12 protein-coding genes are annotated in these 18,229 nt (G+C 62.3%); 10 read left to right on the plus strand and 2 right to left on the minus strand.

Annotated features, from left to right (window positions below; genetic code table 11):
* Positions 1–46: 46 nt before the first annotated feature.
* The 3 genes from arcC to BN1123_RS07115 all read left to right on the plus strand — a co-directional run bounded on the left by arcC (position 47) and on the right by BN1123_RS07115 (position 3,376).
* Entirely contained in the window at positions 47–979 is a 933-nt protein-coding gene (gene arcC / locus BN1123_RS07105) for a carbamate kinase (protein WP_042026097.1), read from the plus strand.
* A gap of 186 nt (positions 980–1,165) precedes the next feature.
* Positions 1,166–2,089, plus strand: coding sequence for a DMT family transporter (locus BN1123_RS07110; RefSeq protein ID WP_042026098.1), 924 nt, complete (start codon positions 1,166–1,168; stop codon positions 2,087–2,089).
* A gap of 201 nt (positions 2,090–2,290) precedes the next feature.
* Entirely contained in the window at positions 2,291–3,376 is a 1,086-nt protein-coding gene (locus BN1123_RS07115) for a calcium/sodium antiporter (RefSeq protein WP_197064475.1), read from the plus strand.
* 89 nt (positions 3,377–3,465) lie between these two features.
* Here the strand turns inward: BN1123_RS07115 and yqeB are convergent, their stop codons facing one another.
* Together yqeB and yqeC are read right to left on the minus strand one after the other, a co-directional pair.
* Positions 3,466–5,055: a selenium-dependent molybdenum cofactor biosynthesis protein YqeB gene (gene yqeB, locus BN1123_RS07120; RefSeq protein ID WP_042026099.1), complete on the minus strand. Its 1,590-nt coding sequence runs from the start codon at positions 5,053–5,055 to the stop codon at positions 3,466–3,468.
* 42 nt (positions 5,056–5,097) lie between these two features.
* Positions 5,098–5,931 (minus strand): selenium cofactor biosynthesis protein YqeC, encoded by an 834-nt coding sequence (yqeC, locus tag BN1123_RS07125; protein ID WP_042026100.1) that lies wholly within the window; start codon positions 5,929–5,931, stop codon positions 5,098–5,100.
* A gap of 73 nt (positions 5,932–6,004) precedes the next feature.
* On the opposite strand from yqeC, the gene mocA reads away from it, so the two are divergent.
* The 7 genes from mocA to guaD all read left to right on the plus strand — a co-directional run bounded on the left by mocA (position 6,005) and on the right by guaD (position 18,183).
* Positions 6,005–6,589 (plus strand): molybdenum cofactor cytidylyltransferase, encoded by a 585-nt coding sequence (gene mocA / locus BN1123_RS07130; RefSeq protein WP_224212414.1) that lies wholly within the window; start codon positions 6,005–6,007, stop codon positions 6,587–6,589.
* Positions 6,590–7,000: 411 nt separating this feature from the next.
* A complete protein-coding gene (gene ygfK, locus BN1123_RS07135) occupies positions 7,001–10,123 on the plus strand; it encodes a putative selenate reductase subunit YgfK (protein ID WP_042026103.1) in 3,123 nt (1,040 codons plus the stop codon).
* Positions 10,124–10,153: 30 nt separating this feature from the next.
* Entirely contained in the window at positions 10,154–11,482 is a 1,329-nt protein-coding gene (gene ssnA, locus BN1123_RS07140) for a putative aminohydrolase SsnA (RefSeq protein WP_042026104.1), read from the plus strand.
* A gap of 80 nt (positions 11,483–11,562) precedes the next feature.
* On the plus strand, positions 11,563–12,339 hold the full coding sequence (ygfM, locus tag BN1123_RS07145) for a molybdopterin-dependent oxidoreductase FAD-binding subunit (RefSeq protein WP_042026106.1): 777 nt from the start codon (positions 11,563–11,565) through the stop codon (positions 12,337–12,339).
* Positions 12,336–15,233 (plus strand): molybdopterin-dependent oxidoreductase Mo/Fe-S-binding subunit, encoded by a 2,898-nt coding sequence (locus BN1123_RS07150; RefSeq protein ID WP_224212373.1) that lies wholly within the window; start codon positions 12,336–12,338, stop codon positions 15,231–15,233. Before ygfM ends, BN1123_RS07150 begins: the two co-directional genes overlap by 4 nt.
* 94 nt (positions 15,234–15,327) lie before the next feature.
* Entirely contained in the window at positions 15,328–16,830 is a 1,503-nt protein-coding gene (locus BN1123_RS07155; protein ID WP_042026108.1) for a nucleobase:cation symporter-2 family protein, read from the plus strand.
* A gap of 36 nt (positions 16,831–16,866) precedes the next feature.
* Entirely contained in the window at positions 16,867–18,183 is a 1,317-nt protein-coding gene (gene guaD / locus BN1123_RS07160; RefSeq protein ID WP_042026110.1) for a guanine deaminase, read from the plus strand.
* The last annotated feature ends 46 nt before the right edge of the window (positions 18,184–18,229 follow it).

The raw sequence follows: 18,229 nt of genomic DNA on the forward strand, positions 1-18,229 counted from the left end.
GGGAGCCGACCGCGCGCCGGCTTCTCCCATCACTGGAGAGCACAAGATGAAACAGCGAATCGTATTGGCCCTTGGCGGCAACGCGCTTGGCAACAACCTGCCCGAACAGATGCAGGCGGTGCAGGGCACGGCGCGCACCATCGCCGACCTGATTGCGAAGGGGCATGAAGTAGTGGTGACCCACGGCAACGGCCCGCAGGTGGGGATGATCCAGCAGGCGTTCGAGGTGGCGGCCCGCCACGACGAAAAGGCGCCCCATCTACCCATGTCAGTCTGCGTGGCCCTGAGCCAGGGGTACATCGGCTATGACCTGCAAAACGCCTTGCGCGAGGCGCTGCTCGAGCGCGGTATCCACAAACCGGTTGCTACCCTGGTGACGCAAGTTGAGGTGGATAAAAACGACCCCGCCTTCCTCGACCCCAGCAAACCCATTGGCGGTTTTTTCAGCAAGGAGGAGGCCGAGGCGCTGATGGCCAGGGGGGAACGTCTTAAAGAGGATGCCGGTCGCGGCTATCGCCGGGTGGTGGCGTCCCCCAAACCCGTCGACATCATCGAGAAGGAGACGGTCTCGGCCATGCTGGCAGCGGGGCAGGTGGTGATCACGGTCGGTGGTGGTGGCATCCCGGTACTGCGCGAGGGGAATCATTTGCGCGGTGCCAGCGCGGTGATCGACAAGGATTGGGCCAGTGCCAGGCTGGCGGAGCTGATTGATGCCGACATGCTGATCATCCTCACTGCGGTGGAAAAAGTCGCCATCAACTTCGGCAAGCCCGACGTGCAGTGGCTCGACACCCTGAGCGTGGCGGATGCCCGGGGCTTTATCGAGCAGGGGCAGTTTGCGAAGGGCTCCATGCTGCCCAAGGTGGAGGCGGCGCTTTCGTTTGCGAGTTCCATGCCGGGGCGCAAATCCCTCATCACCCTGCTGGAGAAGGCGGCCGAGGGGATCGCCGGCAAGACCGGCACTCTGATAAGTCAGTAGGCTCGATCTTGTCAGCACAAACAGGGGGCCATCGGCCCCCTTTCTGTTGGCTGGCGCAAGGGATTGGCAGACGGGAAGAATAAGCCGACAAGTTGTGATCCGCGATGGGCAGGGTGATGGGAGAGGCGTAAGATGGCTCCCCCAAAATAGGTCTGATTGGCGATAGAAGAGGCAGCAAGACAAGCAATGAGTAGCAAGATCAACATGGCGGCGCTGGGGGGGTTGGTTCTGCTCACTGCCATCTGGAGTTACAGCTGGATCGTGATGAAGCAGGTGATGCTCTACGCGGGGGCCTTCGAGTTCACCGCCCTGCGCTGCCTGTGCGGCTCTTTGGTGTTGCTGCTGGTGCAATGCCTGCGTGGCCGCAAATACCTTAAACCCACTCCGTTTCGCTACACCCTGGCCATCGGGTTGTTCCAGACCTGCGGCATGGTGGGGCTGGCCCAGTGGGCCCTGATCAGCGGCGGGGCGGGCAAGGTGGCGATCCTGAGCTACACCATGCCGTTCTGGGTGGTGATCTTCGCGGCGCTCTTTTTGGGGGAGCGGATGCGCCGACTCCACTACGTGGCGGTCGGGGTGGCCGCCTGCGGTCTGCTGCTGGTGATCGAGCCCTGGCAACTGCACCTGGATTCCATGAAGAGCGCGCTGCTCGGGATCGCTTCCGGCATCTGCTGGGGGATCAGCGCCATTATCGCCAAACGGATGTATGCCCGTCATCCCACAGTGGATCTCATGTCCCTCACCACCTGGCAGATGATCTACGCCACCCTGGTGATGGCGCTGGTGGCAGCCTTGGTGCCGGAGCGACCCATCGACTGGCAGCCCTATGTGTTTGGCGCGCTCGCCTACAGTGCTATCTTTGCCACGGCGCTGGCCTGGAGTCTCTGGCTGTTTGTGCTGAAAAAACTGCCGGCGGGGATTGCCGGGCTCAGCACCCTGGCGGTGCCGGTGAGCGGCGTGCTGCTCTCCTGGTGGCTGCTCGGTGAAAACCCGGGGCCGGTGGAGGGGAGCGGCATCGCCCTTATCGTGCTGGCGCTTGTCGTCATCAGCCGCAAGGGCAAGCGCTCCGTGGTGTCGGTGGCGGGGGAGACCCGGGTCAAGCACTCCTGAGACGGGCACTCACTTGTATGGGAATATGGCCCTTGGGCGTGCCCCGTTACCGGTTTCAAGCTGTGCTCAAAGGGGGCTGTAAAACAAGGAGCAAAGGCGGAGAAAAGTGTGGCAATATGGGGCCTGCTACACCTGCATGGTAATGCAGGTATCTGATAGATAATGATTATCTCGCTTTTTTGCCGACAAGGATGGATCGCTATGATGACGTTGATATGGCTGGCCGTGGGCCTGGTGTGTCTGGTGGTGGGGGCGGAGTCCCTGGTGCGGGGAGCCTCACGCCTTGCCACCATGATGGGGATCTCTCCTCTGGTGGTCGGGCTCACCATAGTGGCCTTCGGCACCAGTGCCCCCGAGCTGGCGGTGAGCATCCAGTCCGGGCTGGAGGGGCAGGCAGGTATTGCGGTGGGCAATGTGGTCGGCAGCAATATCTTCAACGTCCTGTTTATCCTCGGTATCTCTGCGCTGATCGTGCCGCTGGTGGTCTCCCAGCAGCTGGTGCGCCTCGATGTGCCCCTGATGATCGCCATTTCCGTGCTGGTGCTGATCCTGGGTTGGGATGGCCGCATCTCTGCGCTGGAAGGGGGTCTGCTGTTTGCCGGTATCATCGCCTACACCCTGTTTCTCTTTATCCAGAGCCGACGCGAAAGCAAGGCGGTGCAGGCGGAATACGAACAGGAGTTTGGCACCCGCGAGCCCGGCACGGCGGGCAGCTGGTTGCGCAACCTGCTCTTTATCGCGGCGGGGTTGGGCCTGCTCATTCTCGGATCCCGCTTGCTGGTTGGCAGTGCGGTCGAAATTGCCCACTACTTCGGCGTCAGCGATCTCATCATCGGCCTGACCATAGTGGCTGCCGGCACCTCCTTGCCCGAGGTGGTCACCTCCATCGTCGCCGCCCTGCGTGGGGAGCGGGATATCGCGGTGGGCAACGTGGTGGGCAGCAACATCTTCAATATTCTCTGCGTACTGGGGCTCACCTCCATCGTGACCCCCGGCGGGCTTGAGGTTTCTGACGCAGCGCTGACGTTTGACATCCCCGTGATGATCGCCGTGGCGCTCGCCTGCCTGCCCATCTTCTTTACCGGTTACACCATCGCCCGCTGGGAGGGAGCCCTGTTTCTGGCCTACTACATCGCCTACACCGTCTGGCTGGTGCTGCACGCCACAGCCAGCCCGATGCAGGGCTCCTTTATGGAGGCCATGATCGGTTTTGTGCTGCCCCTGACCGCCGTGACCCTGGCAGTGCTGGCCGCTCGCGCCTGGCGGACGGGTCGCGCCGGAGCATGATGATTCATCGCCGTTCGATAGACTGCATCAATAACAAGGCCCCGTCAGGGGCCTTGTGCTAACTATCGGTATCAGGTAACCGAGGGTTATCAGCGCTGGGCCAGGTGCATCATGGCTTCCAGCACGGCGCCGCCAATAGCGCGGGCCTTGTCCGACACCGTAGTGGCATCGGCCCGCTCGCCCCTGGGGTCGATATCCCCGATCTTGAAGCCTGCCGGTACCTCGATGCCGTCACTCAGCAGCCCCCGCACCATGCCTGACAGCGGCGCGATTATGGGGGCGTCCCCTACGTGGGCGATCACGTCCCCCTCCTGCACCAGATCGCCGAGCTTGATCAGGCTCTTCATTACCCCGGGGGCGGGGGCACGCACCACCCGGCGGGCGGAGTGCCCCTCGATGACCCCGGGAATGCCGGTATTGGGCTGGGCGGGGCCCTGATAGATGACCCGGCCCAGATGGTGGCCGCGGTTGGTCTCGATCACCGCATCGCAGTCGCGCCCCGCCTCAAAGCCCGGGCCGAGGGCCACCGTGATGGGGGCCATCTCCCTGTGGGTGCCGAGATTTTGCTTGGCGAGGATGGCATCTACCAGATAGCGGGGCTTGAGTTCGGCGAGAGTCGCGCAGTCTGGGTCCACCAGCAGGGGGATGATCTCCTGCTCCAGCAGCGCAAAGGCCTGCTCGACACTCTCGGCCCGCTTGGCGCGCACTCCCTCGACGCAGGTCTCGCCGTCAAACATCGCCTGGGCGAAGGCGACGGTGCGGCGGATCACCGTGGGTTTGTCGAGATCCAGCATCACCATCTTGAAGCCTGCATTGTGCAGGCGCAGCGCCACCCCGGTGGCGATATCGCCTGAGCCGCGCATCACTACCAGCCGATCCTGTTTGAGGCGCACATCGTCCTGCATCAGGCCACCCGCCTTGCCGTTTTTCACCTGCAACAGCTCGGCGAGGATGCTGATGGCGATCTCCTCCGGGGTCTCGGCCCCTATGTTGTAGCCGATGGGAGCGTGCAGCTGCTGCAGCTGCTCCTGACTCACCCCTTGCTGGCGCAGGGCCTGGGTAAAGGTCTGCACCTTGCGCTTGCTGGCGAGCAGCCCCAGGTAGGCGAGGGGACGGGTGATGAGCCGATCCAGCGCCTCCTTGTCCTGATGGTTGGTGGCGATAATGACGAAGTTGGCGGGCTCGATGGCCAGCGCCTCGATGACGGCGCTGATGGTGTCGGCCTGCTGAAGATGAGTGCCGGCGGGGAAGAGTTCGGGATTGAGGCTCCCTTCAAAACAGTCGCCGACATGGATATCAAAGCCCAAGGGGGCTGCGGCATGGGCCAGCGCCCGGTTGACGTGACCGGCGCCGATGAGTACCAGCCGGGGACGCAGGCCGTAGACATCGATATAGACCGACATGGCGCCGCCGCAATCCGAGCCCACCGCATGTTCGCCGTTGCGGGCCATCCGACCGTGGAAGATGCGCGGCTTGCGCTCGGCAATGGCGGCGATCGCCTCCTCGATCACCCGTCGCTCTATCATGCCACCGCCGATGGTGCCGTGGATCCGGCCATCTCCCTCAATCAGCATCTGGGCCTGATGGCGCGGGGTGGAGCCGCGGCTCTCGATGATCCTGGCCATGGCGAACGGGGTGTTGGCTTGTTCCAGCCGGGCGGCGTGTGCAAACAGATTCATAAGGTACCTCTTGTTATCCTTAACCAAATCGGGACCTGGTGGCTAAACCGGCTCCCCGGGTATGAGCGCGATGGTGTGGCGGATGGCTTGCGGTTCGCGCACCGCCCCCTGCCAGATGGCGTGAAGTTCGGGGTGACGGGCCAACAGGTTTATCAATGGCGGCTGCCATGACGCCTCATTTTGATAATCACCGTTGATAAACCAGATCCGTCGCGCCCTTGCAGGGGTGCCCTTGAACACCCCGTCGGGGTGGGAGAGCAGCCTATCGAACAGCGGCCAATCCAGCGGTTCACCTGGCGCAATCCCGCATAAAGCCTGAAGCTCGGCCCAACGGTGGATCTGCGCCGGGTCGGCCTTTGCCCCCACCATGGCGCCGCCCACTAGGGCTATCACCCAATCACTGCTTCCTGGAATGCAAGGTTCGTGCAAAGCCGGCACTTTCAATAACTTGTGATGGGCACCGTCCGCCTCGACCAGGATGATGTCGAAGCGCTGCTGCCCCTTGATGAGATCCAGCTGCTGGGGCGTGGGGCCTGCTACCTTGCCGCTGGCCTGCTCGATATGGCTGAACAGGGCGACCAGGGCCGGGCCATCGGGCAGTTGCTGGCAACGGGTCAGCTGGCGGACCGGATCCGCTTCGATGATCAATTCCCGATAGTGGGACGGAGAGGGCAGAAACATCCGGGTGGTGGTGGTGATCAGCACCTTCTTGCCCTGTTGATGGAAATAGTCGGCCAGCCAGAACAGGGTGCTGGTTTTACCGCCTGCCCCGCACAGACTAATTAATGTGGTATGGCTATCACTATTTTTTATGAGCTGGCCTAATAATGAAGAAATATCCGGAAAGGGGATTGATACAGGAGCAGGTAATGACATGGTGATGTCCGAATTAAATAAAGAAGGAAGCGAGAAACAGTCTGCCAATAGAAAAGAATCGTGCGACTGCGTAATGACTGCGGCGGGATTGTCCTCCCGAATGGGTAGCTGGAAAATGATGCTACCTTACGGTTCGGGGACAATACTTGATGCAAGTCTCAAAAATGCCCTGGCTTGTTGTGAGCGGGTCATTCTGGTGGTGGGATATCGCGGCGACGAGCTGGTGGCCCGTTATGGCGGGCGGCGCGATATTCAGATCGTGAATAATCCCGACTATGAACAGGGGCTGGGCAGTTCCATCCGCTGCGCCCTGGCGGCGAGTGAGGCGGACTACCTCTTTATCAGCCACGGAGATCTCCCCTGCATTCCTCCCTCCGTGTTCCAGACGCTCTGGCAGGCGCGGGGAGAATATGCGCTTTTTCCGACCTGGCAGGGGGAGGCGGGTCACCCGGTATTGTTGCCAAAATCCCTTGCCAGGGCGCTGGCGGCGGCCCCGGCGCAAGGTTCGGTGCGGCGCTGGCTGCAGCTGCACCATCATCGTCTGGTGCCGGTCGACAGCCCCGCCATCCTGTTCGATGTGGATACGCCAGACCGTTATCAGGCTCTGCTGGCGCAGGCGCCGACAGCAGGTGCTGAGATGCCCGCATCCACTCTTTAAGCAAGCCAGCCTGACAAGGTAGCCGCAGCTCATCTCTTGCTTTTCCTTTATTCCGGCAGCATCCGTGCATCTATATATGGCGGCCGACAGGGGCGCCATTATCGTGATAAAGGCGATAATTTTGGCCGTATCAAAGTGATATGGACACCTGCCTGATTTGATAGCCCTCATTTTTTATCACGGTATGCCTGAATATATTTTCGGGTGAGTGATAACCACTCTCATTTAATATGGCGGGCCAATTGCCTGTCACTTTCATTAATTGGAGCTGCCTCACGCTTTTATCGCAAAAAAATCATTTGCAGCCGCGCTGGCCTGATAGTTGCTCTTCTCCTTTACAAGGGGCGATCCCGCAGGAAAACCCCAGTTATTCACCATGTCAATGAGCAGAGCCGCTGCAAGGAGATCATCATGGGCGATATTATGCGACCCGTTCCCTTCAAGAACCTTCTGACCCGAATTTTTGCGGAATATAAAGAGAGCCAGTCCATCTTCGGCATTCCCGCCGCGCAATTCTATCGCAAGCAGGACGAGCGCAAGATCAAGGTATTCGGTGAAACCTGCGAGACCCCCATCGGCCCGGCGGCCGGCCCCCATACCCAACTGGCCCAGAACATCGTCACCTCCTGGCTGACCGGCGGGCGCTTTATCGAGCTCAAGACGGTGCAGATCCTGGACCGTCTCGAACTGGCAAAGCCCTGCATCGATGCCGAGGACGAGTGCTTCAACACCGAGTGGTCCACCGAGTTCACCCTGACCAAGGCATTTGACGAGTACCTGAAGGCCTGGTTCGCCCTCTATCTGCTGGAGGAGATCTTCGATCCGCGCCTCGACGGGGAAGCCAAGTCCTTTATCTTCAACATGAGCGTGGGCTACAACCTTGATGGCATCAAACAGCCCCCCATGCAGCAGTTTATCCACGGCCTGATGGATGCAAGCCAACGCCCGGCATTTGCCGAGTATCAGCAGAAGCTGCGCGAGTTCGTGGCCGACGAGCAGTTTATCGCCGCACTGGGGCTGGAGGCGCGCCGGGATCGCCTGCAGCAGCTGGCGGACTGCATTCCGGCCACCCTGGTGCACGGGGTGACCCTCTCCACCATGCACGGCTGTCCACCCAACGAAATCGAGGCCATCTGCCGCTACATGCTGGAAGAGAAGGGGCTCAACACCTTCGTCAAACTCAACCCGACCCTGCTGGGCTACCCGCGGGTGCGCGAGATCCTCGATGGCTGCGGCTTTGATTACATTGGTCTTAGCGAAGAGTCGTTTGAATACGATCTCAAGCTGGATCAGGCCAAGGGGATGCTGACCCGTCTGATGGCGCTGGGGGCCGAGAAGGGGCTCACCTTCGGGGTGAAACTCACCAACACCCTCGGAACTATCAACCGCAAGGGGGCGCTGCCGGGGGATGAGATGTACATGTCCGGCCGCGCGCTGTTCCCGCTCTCCATCAACGTGGCCGCCGTATTGTCGCGCGCCTTCGATGGCAAGTTGCCCATCTCCTACTCGGGCGGTGCCAGCAAGTTCAATATCTGCGAGATCTTCGAAACCGGCATCCGCCCCATCACCATGGCCACCGATCTGCTCAAACCGGGTGGCTACCTGCGCCAGCTGGAGTGTCTCAAGGAGATAGATGCGTCCGACAGCTGGGCCATGACCCGGGTGGATGTCGCCAAGCTGGAGGCCCTGGCCGCCAAGGCCCTCACCATGGATTACACCCAGAAAGAGTGGAAGTCCGAGGATCGCATCGAGGTAGGTGGCGGCCTGCCCCTGACCGATTGTTACGTGGCGCCCTGCGTCACCGCCTGCGCCGTGCATCAGGATATCCCCGAGTACATTCGCCTGATGGGCGAGGGGGAGTATGTGGCGGCCCTTGAGCTGATTTACCAGCGCAACGCCCTGCCGGCAATCACCGGCCATATCTGCGATCACCAGTGTCAGTACAACTGCACCCGTCTGGACTACGACAGCCCCCTCAATATTCGCGAGCTGAAAAAAGTGGCCCTCGAGCGCGGCTGGGAAGGGTACAAGGCGCGCTGGCACAAGCCGGCCGGTAGCGGTGACAAGCACCCGGTCGCGGTAATTGGCGCAGGCCCGGCGGGTCTGTCCGCCGGTTACTTCCTGGCCCGGGCCGGTCATCCGGTCACCATCTTCGAGCGCGAGGACGACGCCGGCGGCGTAGTCAAACACATCATTCCCGAGTTCCGCATTCCGGCCGAACTTATCCAGCACGACATCGACTTTGTCGCCGCCCACGGGGTCAAGTTCGAGTTTGGTTGCGACCCGGCGCTCACCGTCGACAAGCTGCAGGAGCAGGGCTTTACCTATGTCTTCGTCGGGATCGGGGCCGACAAGAACGGCGGCATGCGTCTGGAAGGGGATCACGAGCGCATCTACAAATCCTTCCACTTCCTGCGCAGCTTCAATCAGGGCAAGCCGCTGCCGCTGGGCCGCCATGTGGCGGTGATCGGCGCCGGCAACACTGCCATGGACTGTGCCCGCGCCGCCCTCAAGGTGCCGGGAGTGAGCGATGTGACCGTCATCTACCGCCGCAGCGAAAAAGAGATGCCCGCCTATCGCGAGGAGTATCTGGAAGCGGTGGAGGATGGGGTGCGTTTTTGCTTCCTCACCAATCCGGAGCGCTTTGATAAAGATGGCAAGCTTACCGTGCGAATGATGTCCCTCGGGGATCCTGACGAGCAGGGGCGCCGTCGCCCTGTGCCCACCGAACAGACCGAGGTGATGCAGATGGATGCCTTGATCACCGCCATCGGCGAGCAGCCCGATTGCGAGGTGTTGCAGCGCATGGGCATTCCCCTTGGCAGCGATGGCTGGCCCGAGGTGGATGCCCGGAGTGGCGAGACCCGCCGTCGCAACGTCTTCCTCATCGGCGACGTGCAAAGCGGCTCCTCTTCCATCGTGGCTGCCATCGGTGGTGCCCGCCGCGCCGCGGATCTGGTATTGGCCCGCGAGCACATTGCTGGCAAGCCGTGCGATGTGACCAGCCAGCCGTCTGACAAGGAGGAGATCTACCGCCGCAAGGGCAATATCGCCGTCACCCTGGTGGACAAGGGAGAGCGGGATGCCTTCGTGGCCCAGGAGGCGCACCGTTGCCTCGAGTGCAACTACCTGTGCAGCAAGTGCGTGGATGTCTGCCCCAACCGGGCCAACGTCGCCATCGCGGTGCCGGGCTTCAAAGACGCGTTTCAGACCCTGCATCTGGATGCCTACTGCAACGAGTGCGGCAACTGTGCCCAGTTCTGCCCCTGGCAGGGCAAGCCCTATCAGGACAAGGTCACCATCTTCAGCCTGCCCGAGGACTTCGACAACAGCCGCAACCCCGGTTTCTATCTGGCCGAGGGCCATGACGGGGGCGGTGAGCTGCGGGTACGCCAGGGCGGCGAGACCTATCGCCTGACCATAGATGCCCAGAGCCGGATCCCAAATGTGCCCGAGGCCCTTGGTGACATGTGCCGCATCATCAGCCATGTCCATGCCCATCACCACTACCTGCTGGGGGCCGTCGCGGCCTGAGCGAATAACGAATAAGCGAAGGAGCAAACCATGTTTATTCTGAAAAACGTCACCGCCGTCCAGCTGGAGCCGACCCGGGTGTTGGAGGGGGTGGATATCGCCATCGAAGGTTCCCTTATCAAGGCGGTAGGCCCTAATCTGCGGGCCCTCTACCCGGAGGCCAACTATCGGGAGATGGGGGGCAAGCTGGTGATGCCGGGCATTGTCTGTGCCCACAACCACTTCTACTCCGGCCTGTCGCGGGGGATCATGGCCAACATCGCCCCCTGTCCGGACTTTATCTCCACCCTGAAAAACCTCTGGTGGCGGCTCGATCGGGCACTCGATGAAGAGTCCCTCTACTACAGCGGTCTCATCTGCTCGCTGGAAGCGATCAAGAATGGCTGCAGCGCGGTGATCGACCACCACGCTTCGCCCAACTTCATCAAGGGCTCCCTGAACGTGCTGCGCAAAGGGTTTATGGAGGCGGGGCTGCGCGGCATGACCTGCTTCGAGACCACGGATCGCAACGGCGGCCTCGCCGAGCTGCAGGCCGGGGTGGAGGAGAACATCCTGTTTGCGCAGGCCATTGATGCCGCCAAGGCCAAGGGGAGCGAACCCTATCTGGTTGAAGCGCACATCGGCGCCCACGCTCCCTTCACCGTGCCCGACGAGGGGCTGGCCATGCTGCGCGAAGCGCTGCAGGCCACCGGTCGCGGGCTGCATATCCATGTGGCGGAAGACAGATACGACATGGCCCACGGCCACCACCACCATGGCAAGGAGCCCATCGCCCGGCTGGACGAGTTTGGCCTTGTCGACAGCAAGACCCTGATCGCCCACGGCATCTACCTGAGCCCGGCCGACATCGAGCTGCTCAACAGCCGCGATGCCTTCCTGGTGCACAACGCCCGCTCCAACATGAACAACCACGTGGGCTACAACCTGCACCTGCCACAGTTTCGCAACCTGGCGCTCGGCACCGACGGCATCGGCTCCGACATGCTCGAAGAGCTCAAGTTTGCCTACTTCAAGCACAAGGATGCCGGCGGCGCGCTCTGGCCAGACAGCTTTGCCCGCTTCCTCTGGAACGGCAACCGCCTGCTGGAGCGCAACTTCGGCGCCAAATTTGGCCGCCTGGAGCCAGGTTACAAAGCCGACCTCACCATTTGCGACTACGCCGCACCGACCCCGCTGGCGCCGCGCAACCTGGGCGGCCATCTCGCCTTCGGCATGGGCTCATCTTCGGTCAACAGCGTGATGGTGGAGGGGCGCATGGTCTATCAGGATCGCGAGTTCGCCTTTGACGTCGAGCCCCTTTATGAGCAGGCCAGCAAGGTGGCGAGCCGCCTGTGGCAACGAATGGACGCGCTGGCCTGAGGCCGCCCTCCGCACGTTTGGACTGGATTGCCCGCCCTGTGGATTCTCCCGGCGGCGGGCAGCAAGAGTAAGGACGACACATGATTGAGCAATTCTTCCGACCCGAGCAACTGGGTCAGGCTTTGGAACTCAAGGCCCGCTTTGGCAACGACGCCGTCTACATGGGGGGCGGCAGCAAGCTCAACGCCGCGCCGACCCGCACCGACAAGAAGGTCGCCATCTCGCTGGCCAAGCTCGGACTTGGCCAGATTGAGCAGCAGCACGGCCAGCTTCACATCGGCGCCACCGTCACCCTGCAAGCCCTGAAAGATGACCCCCGTACCCCGGCCGCCCTGTGCGAGGCGCTGGGGTTTGTCTACTCCCGCCATCTGCGCAATCAGGCCACCCTCGGCGGTGAGCTTGCCTGCCAGCAGCAGGACTCCCCGCTGCTGCCGGTGCTGCTGGTGCTCGAAGCCGTGGTGGTGCTGGAGAACAACCAGCTGCAACCCATCGATGCCTATCTGGCGGGCCAGCGCAAGGAGCTGGTGTTGGGGGTGGTGCTGCCGGAGCCCGACCTGCGCTGTGCGACCCGTCGCATCAGTCGTAATGCTGATGGCCTGGCCGTGATGACGGCGGCTGTGGCCCTGGATGCCCTTGGCGAGATGCGGGTCGCCCTGGCCGGCGTGACGCCTCAGCCGATGCGCCTGCGTGATGTGGAGCGGCGCGATCTGCACGATGCGGCGCTGGAGGCGGCGGTGAGCGAACTGGTCACTCCGCGCGCGGATCTCGGCGGCAGCGTGGCCTACAAGCGCTATATCAGCGGCGTGGTGGTGGCGGATCTGCTGGTGGAGTGCCAGCAGCAGGAGGGTCAGGCATGATGGAACTCAACTTCACCCTGAACGGTGCCCTGCGCACCGTCATTTGCCCCGCCGGCGAGAATGCCCAGCGGGTGCTGTTCAACCAGTGCCGGATGCATTCGGTGCGCAACAGTGACGACGGCTTCGGCTTTGCCGGCTCCGACGCCATCCTCTTCAATGGCAAGGTGGTCAACGCCTCCCTGCTGATCGCCGCGCAACTGGAAGGGGCCGAGGTGCGCACCGCCGAGTCGCTGGGCAGCTGGAACCAGCTCAGCCTGGTGCAGCAGGCCATGGTGGATGTGGGGGTCGTGCAATCCGGTTACAACGATCCGGCCGCCTCCCTGATCGTGACCGACCTGCTTGATCGCCACCCGAACCCCACCCGTGATCAAATCGACGATGCGCTCTCTGGGCTGTTTCACCGTGACGGCGGCTACCAGCAGTTCTACCAGGCCATCGAGCTCGCCTGCTCGCGGATGAAGGATCCCGATTATCTCTGCCAGATCGCCCCCGAGTTTCGGGGCGACTTGCGCCACATCGGAAAGAGCTGCCCGAAGGTGGACGCCGCCAAGATGGTGCAGGCCAAGCCCTGCTACGTGGAGGATAGGGTCACCGAGGATGCGCTGGTGATCAAGATGCTGCGAAGCCCCCATCCCCATGCCCTCATCACCCGACTCGACGTGAGCCGCGCCGAAGCCATGCCGGGGGTGGTGCACGTCATCACCTACCGCAACTGCCCGGATGTCTACTACACCCCGGGTGGCCAGAGCGCCCCCGAGCCGTCACCGCTCGATCGCCGCATGTTTGGTCGCAAGCTGCGCCACGTGGGGGACAGGGTGGCCGCCGTGGTGGCCGAGAGCGAAGCCATTGCGCTGGCGGCCCTCAAACTCATTGAGGTCGAGTATCAGGTGCTGCCGGCAGTCATGAACATAGACGAGGCGATGGCCCCCAATGCGCCGTTGGTGCACGACGAGCCCATCGTCTACATGGCCGGCGCCCCGGCGGATCTGGAGGCCCAGAACGCCAACGCCGTCTATCGCGATGACGAGCACATGATCATCAATTTCCCCATCGGGGCTCGCCCCCATGAGAACCTGGCCGCCAGCGTCCATGGCCAGATTGGCGATGTGGCCAAGGGCTTTGCCGAGGCGGATGTGGTGCTGGAGCGCACCTATGAATCCACCCAGGCCCAACAGTGCCCGACCGAGCCGCACATCTGCTTCACCTACATGGATGGGGAGCGCCTCATCATTCACGCCTCCACCCAGGTGCCCTGGCACGTGCGCCGTCAGGTGGCGCGCATCGTTGGCATGAAGCAGCATCAGGTGCACGTCATCAAGGAGCGGGTAGGGGGCGGCTTTGGCTCCAAGCAGGACATCCTGCTGGAGGAGGTGTGTGCCTGGGCCACGAAAGTGACTGGCCGTCCGGTCACCTTCCGTTACACCCGTGAAGAGGAGTTCATCAGCAACACCTCCCGCCACGTAGCCAAGGTGACGGTGAAGATAGGGGCCAAAAAAGATGGCACCCTCACCGCCATCGACATGGATTTTCGCGCCAACACCGGCCCTTACGGCAACCACTCATTGACGGTGCCAAGCAACGGCCCGGCGCTCTCCCTGCCGCTCTATCCGTGCGACAACGTGCGTTTCACTGTCAACACCTACTACAGCAACATCTGCCCGACCGGGGCCTATCAGGGCTACGGCGCGCCCAAGGGCAACTTCGCCCTGACCATGGCCATCGCCGAGCTGGCGGAGCAACTGGGCATCGATCAGCTCGACATGGTGGAGCACAACCGGGTGCACGAAGGAGACATCCTCAAGGTGCTGGGGGCCATCGGCGAGGGCAAGATGCCCACCTCGGTGCCCCATGCAGCCAGCTGTGCCCTCGAGCCCATCCTGAAACAGGGGCGCGAGCTCATCGCCTGGGACAGCCCCAAATCCGCGGATGGGGATTGGCGCATCGGCCGTGGCGTCGCCATCATCATGCAAAAATCGGGGATCCCTGACATCGATCAGGCCAACTGCATGGTCAAGCTGGAGTCTGACGGTACCTTTATCGTCCACTCCGGTGGCGCCGATATCGGCACCGGCCTCGATACCGTGGTGGCCAAGCTGACCGCCGAGGTGCTGGGTTGCCCGCTTGGCGATGTGCATGTGATTTCCGGCGACACCGACCACGCCCTTTTCGACAAGGGGGCCTATGCCTCATCCGGCACCTGCTTCTCCGGCAACGCGGCCAAGAAGGCGGCCGAGAACCTCAGGGAGAAGATCCTGTTCCATGGCGCCGCCATGCTGGGCGAACCGGTGACGGATGTCGAGCTGGTATACCCCGGGGTGGTGCGCGGCAAGCTGGGAGAGGTCTCCCTTGGCCAGATCGCCCACAAGGCCGAGACCGGCACCGGCTTTGGCATCCTGGTGGGTACCGCCAGCTACATCACCTCGGAGCTGGCCTTCCCTTACGGGGCCAACTTTGCCGAGGTGGCGGTCAACGTGCGCACCGGCGAGATCCGCCTCGACAAGTTCTACGCCCTGCTCGACTGCGGCACCCCCATCAACCCCGAGCTGGCCCTCGGCCAGATCTACGGCGCCACCATGCGGGCCATCGGCCACTCCTTGACCGAGGAGATCTGCTACGACGGCAAGGGGATCCCGCTCACCCGGGATCTCAAGAGCTATGGCGCGCCCAAGATTGGCGACATCCCGCGCGACTTCAGGGCCTTCCTGGTACCGAGTGACGACAAGGTCGGTCCTTACGGCGCCAAGTCCATCTCGGAGATCGGGGTCAACGGCGCCGCGCCCGCCATCGCCACCGCCATTCACGACGCCTGCGGGATCTGGCTGCGCAAATGGCACTTCACGCCGGAGCAGATCCTGCGTGAGCTCGGCAAGCTGGAGCAACAAACGGTGGCATGACAAGAGAAAAGGTGAGGGGCGGGCGCAGGCTCGCCCCGACACCTGACAGCGGAATGAGTACTCCGCCCATATTCTGTGTGATGGGACAATCAAGATGTCTAAAACAACACGCAAGCACTCGGACCTGATTTACGAGCTGGAAGACCAGCCCCCCTTTTCGCAAACCCTGATGGGCGCAGTGACCCATCTGCTGGCCATTTTTGTGCCCATGGTGACCCCGGCTCTCATCGTCGGCGGGGCCCTCGGCCTCTCCACCGAGACCACCGCCTATCTGGTCTCCATGGCGATGATCGCCTCCGGCATCGGCACCTGGTTGCAGGTGAACCGCTACGGCCCCATCGGCTCGGGCCTGCTCTCCATCCAGTCGGTCAACTTCTCCTTCGTTACCGTGATGATTGCGCTCGGCAGCGCCATGAAAAAAGATGGCCTGCACGAGGAGCTGATCGTCTCGACCCTGCTCGGGGTCTCCTTTGTCGGCGCCTTCCTGGTGATGGGCTCCTCCTTCGTACTGCCTTACCTCAAGCGGGTGATCACCCCGACCGTGAGCGGGGTGGTGGTGTTGATGATTGGCCTTAGCCTCATCAAGGTGGGGATCATCGACTTTGGCGGCGGCTTCTCCGCCATGAGTAGCGGTACCTTCGGCAAGTACGAAAACATCGGCCTGGGGCTATTGGTGCTCTGCGTCATCGTCGCCTTCAACTGCAGCAAGAGTCCGCTGCTTCGCATGAGTGGCATCGCCATCGGTTTGCTGGTGGGCTATGTGGTGGCCCTGATGCTTGGCATGGTGGATTTCTCCCCGTTAAATGATCTGCCCCTGGTCACCATTCCGGTGCCGTTCAAATACGGCTTTACCTTTGATGCCCACGCCTTCCTCTTGGCGGGTACCATTTATCTGTTGAGCGTGCTGGAGGCTGTGGGGGACATCACCGCCACCGCCATGGTCTCGCGCCAGGAGATCCGCGGCCCCGAGTTTCAAAAACGGCTTTCCGGCGGCGTATTGGCGGACGGCCTGGTGTCGGTGATCGCCTCGGCCCTCGGCTCCCTGCCGCTCACCACCTTTGCCCAGAACAACGGCGTCATCCAGATGACCGGGGTGGCCTCGCGCCACGTGGGCAAGTTTATCGCCGTCATCCTGGTGCTGCTGGGACTCTTCCCCGTGGTGGGGCGCTTCTTTACCACCATACCGTCCCCGGTGATGGGGGGCGCCATGACCATCATGTTCTCCATGATCGCCATCGCCGGTGGCCGCATCATCATCAGCCACGGCTTCGATCGCCGCGAGACCCTGATCGTCGCCACCTCGCTGGGGCTGGGGCTCGGCGTCTCCTACGACCCTAACGTCTTCAAGGTGTTGCCCGCCGGCATCTACATGCTGGTGGAGAACCCCATCTGCGCCGGCGGCATCACCGCCATCATCCTGAATCTGGTGCTGCCCCCGAGCCGCAAGCGCAAGGTGCTCAAGGGCGCCGAGGGGGTGGAAGTGATCCAACTCAGCGACAAGCCGGACAGCGCCTTTCAGACCGCCCCCGCCAGCCGCGAAGCAGTACCCCGGGTAGAGGAAGCAGGGGGGAGTGAACCCGGGACAGAGCGGGTCTGAATCTCATTACAGAACGATAAAAACAGGGACAAGGTTATGAACTACGACAACTCAGTCAAAGCCATCCGTGGCAGCTTTTTTGACATCACCCGGGTGGTGGATCACCCCGAGGAGATAGAGGCTCACGCCCGCCTCGTCGAGGATGGGCTCCTGATCATCCGCAACGGCTGCATCGACTGGTTCGGTCAGTGGGAGGAGGGCAAGGGGCGAATCCCGACCGAGGTGCGGGTGCGTGATTATCGCGGCAAGCTCATCGTGCCGGGCTTTGTCGACACCCACATTCATTATCCCCAGAGCGAGATGGTGGGGGCCTATGGCGAGCAGCTGCTGGAGTGGCTCAACCAGCACACCTTCCCGGCCGAGCGGCGCTACAACGATCGCGAGTATGCCCGCGAGATGTCCACCTTCTTTATCAAGCAGCTGCTGCGAAACGGCACCACCACGGCGCTGGTGTTCGGCACCGTTCACCCCGAGTCGGTGGATGCCCTGTTCGAGGCGGCCAGTCGCATCAATATGCGGATGATCGCGGGCAAGGTGATGATGGATCGCAACGCGCCAGATTATCTGCTGGATACTGCGCAGAGCAGTTATGAGCAGAGCAAGGCGCTTATCGAGCGCTGGCATGGCAACGGCCGCCTGCTTTATGCCATCACACCACGATTTGCCCCCACCTCGACACCCGAGCAGCTGGCGATGGCAAAACGACTGCGTGAGGAGTACCCCACCACCTATCTGCACACCCACCTGTGCGAAAACAAGGAGGAGATCGCCTGGGTGAAATCCCTCTTTCCCGAGCATCAGGGTTACCTCGACGTCTATCACCAGCACGGTCTCACCGGCCATAACTGCGTGTTTGCCCACTGCATCCACCTGGAAGAGCAGGAGTGGGATTGCCTCAAGGAGAGCGACTCCACCATCGCGTTTTGCCCCACTTCGAACCTGTATCTTGGTAGCGGCCTCTTCAAGCTGCACAAGGCGTGGCACAAGCAGGTGAAGGTGGGGATAGGCACCGACATCGGTGCCGGCACCACCTTCAACATGCTGCAGACGCTGAACGAGGCCTACAAGGTGATGCAACTGCAAAGCGAGCGCCTCTCGGCCTATCAGGCCTTCTATCTCGCCACCCTGGGGGGCGCCCATTCGCTGGGGCTGGACGAGAAGATCGGCAGCTTCGCGGTGGGCAAGGAGGCGGACTTCGTGGTGCTCGACCCGGTCGCCACTCCGTTGCAGCAGCTGCGTTACGACAACTCCACCACCCTGCGGGACAAGCTCTTTGTGCTGTTGACCCTGGGGGATGACAGATCCATCTACCGCACCTATGTGGATGGCCAGCTGGTGCACGAGCGAGGGTAGGGAAGGCAACGGGGCGGCGTGAAGTTGCCCCCAGAGAACACGAAGG

The organism is Aeromonas enteropelogenes, from assembly GCF_000819845.1.
In the GTDB taxonomy this organism is placed as follows: domain Bacteria; phylum Pseudomonadota; class Gammaproteobacteria; order Enterobacterales; family Aeromonadaceae; genus Aeromonas; species Aeromonas enteropelogenes.

Bases quoted from the DNA above. Each gene is read 5' to 3' on its own strand.
- arcC (WP_042026097.1), top strand. From the start codon at position 47: ATGAAACAGCGAATCGTATTGGCCCTTGGCGGCAACGCGCTTGGCAAC.
- BN1123_RS07110 (WP_042026098.1), top strand. From the start codon at position 1,166: ATGAGTAGCAAGATCAACATGGCGGCGCTGGGGGGGTTGGTTCTGCTC.
- BN1123_RS07115 (WP_197064475.1), top strand. From the start codon at position 2,291: ATGATGACGTTGATATGGCTGGCCGTGGGCCTGGTGTGTCTGGTGGTG.
- yqeB (WP_042026099.1), bottom strand. From the start codon at position 5,055: ATGAATCTGTTTGCACACGCCGCCCGGCTGGAACAAGCCAACACCCCG.
- yqeC (WP_042026100.1), bottom strand. From the start codon at position 5,931: ATGTCATTACCTGCTCCTGTATCAATCCCCTTTCCGGATATTTCTTCA.
- mocA (WP_224212414.1), top strand. From the start codon at position 6,005: ATGACTGCGGCGGGATTGTCCTCCCGAATGGGTAGCTGGAAAATGATG.
- ygfK (WP_042026103.1), top strand. From the start codon at position 7,001: ATGGGCGATATTATGCGACCCGTTCCCTTCAAGAACCTTCTGACCCGA.
- ssnA (WP_042026104.1), top strand. From the start codon at position 10,154: ATGTTTATTCTGAAAAACGTCACCGCCGTCCAGCTGGAGCCGACCCGG.
- ygfM (WP_042026106.1), top strand. From the start codon at position 11,563: ATGATTGAGCAATTCTTCCGACCCGAGCAACTGGGTCAGGCTTTGGAA.
- BN1123_RS07150 (WP_224212373.1), top strand. From the start codon at position 12,336: ATGATGGAACTCAACTTCACCCTGAACGGTGCCCTGCGCACCGTCATT.
- BN1123_RS07155 (WP_042026108.1), top strand. From the start codon at position 15,328: ATGTCTAAAACAACACGCAAGCACTCGGACCTGATTTACGAGCTGGAA.
- guaD (WP_042026110.1), top strand. From the start codon at position 16,867: ATGAACTACGACAACTCAGTCAAAGCCATCCGTGGCAGCTTTTTTGAC.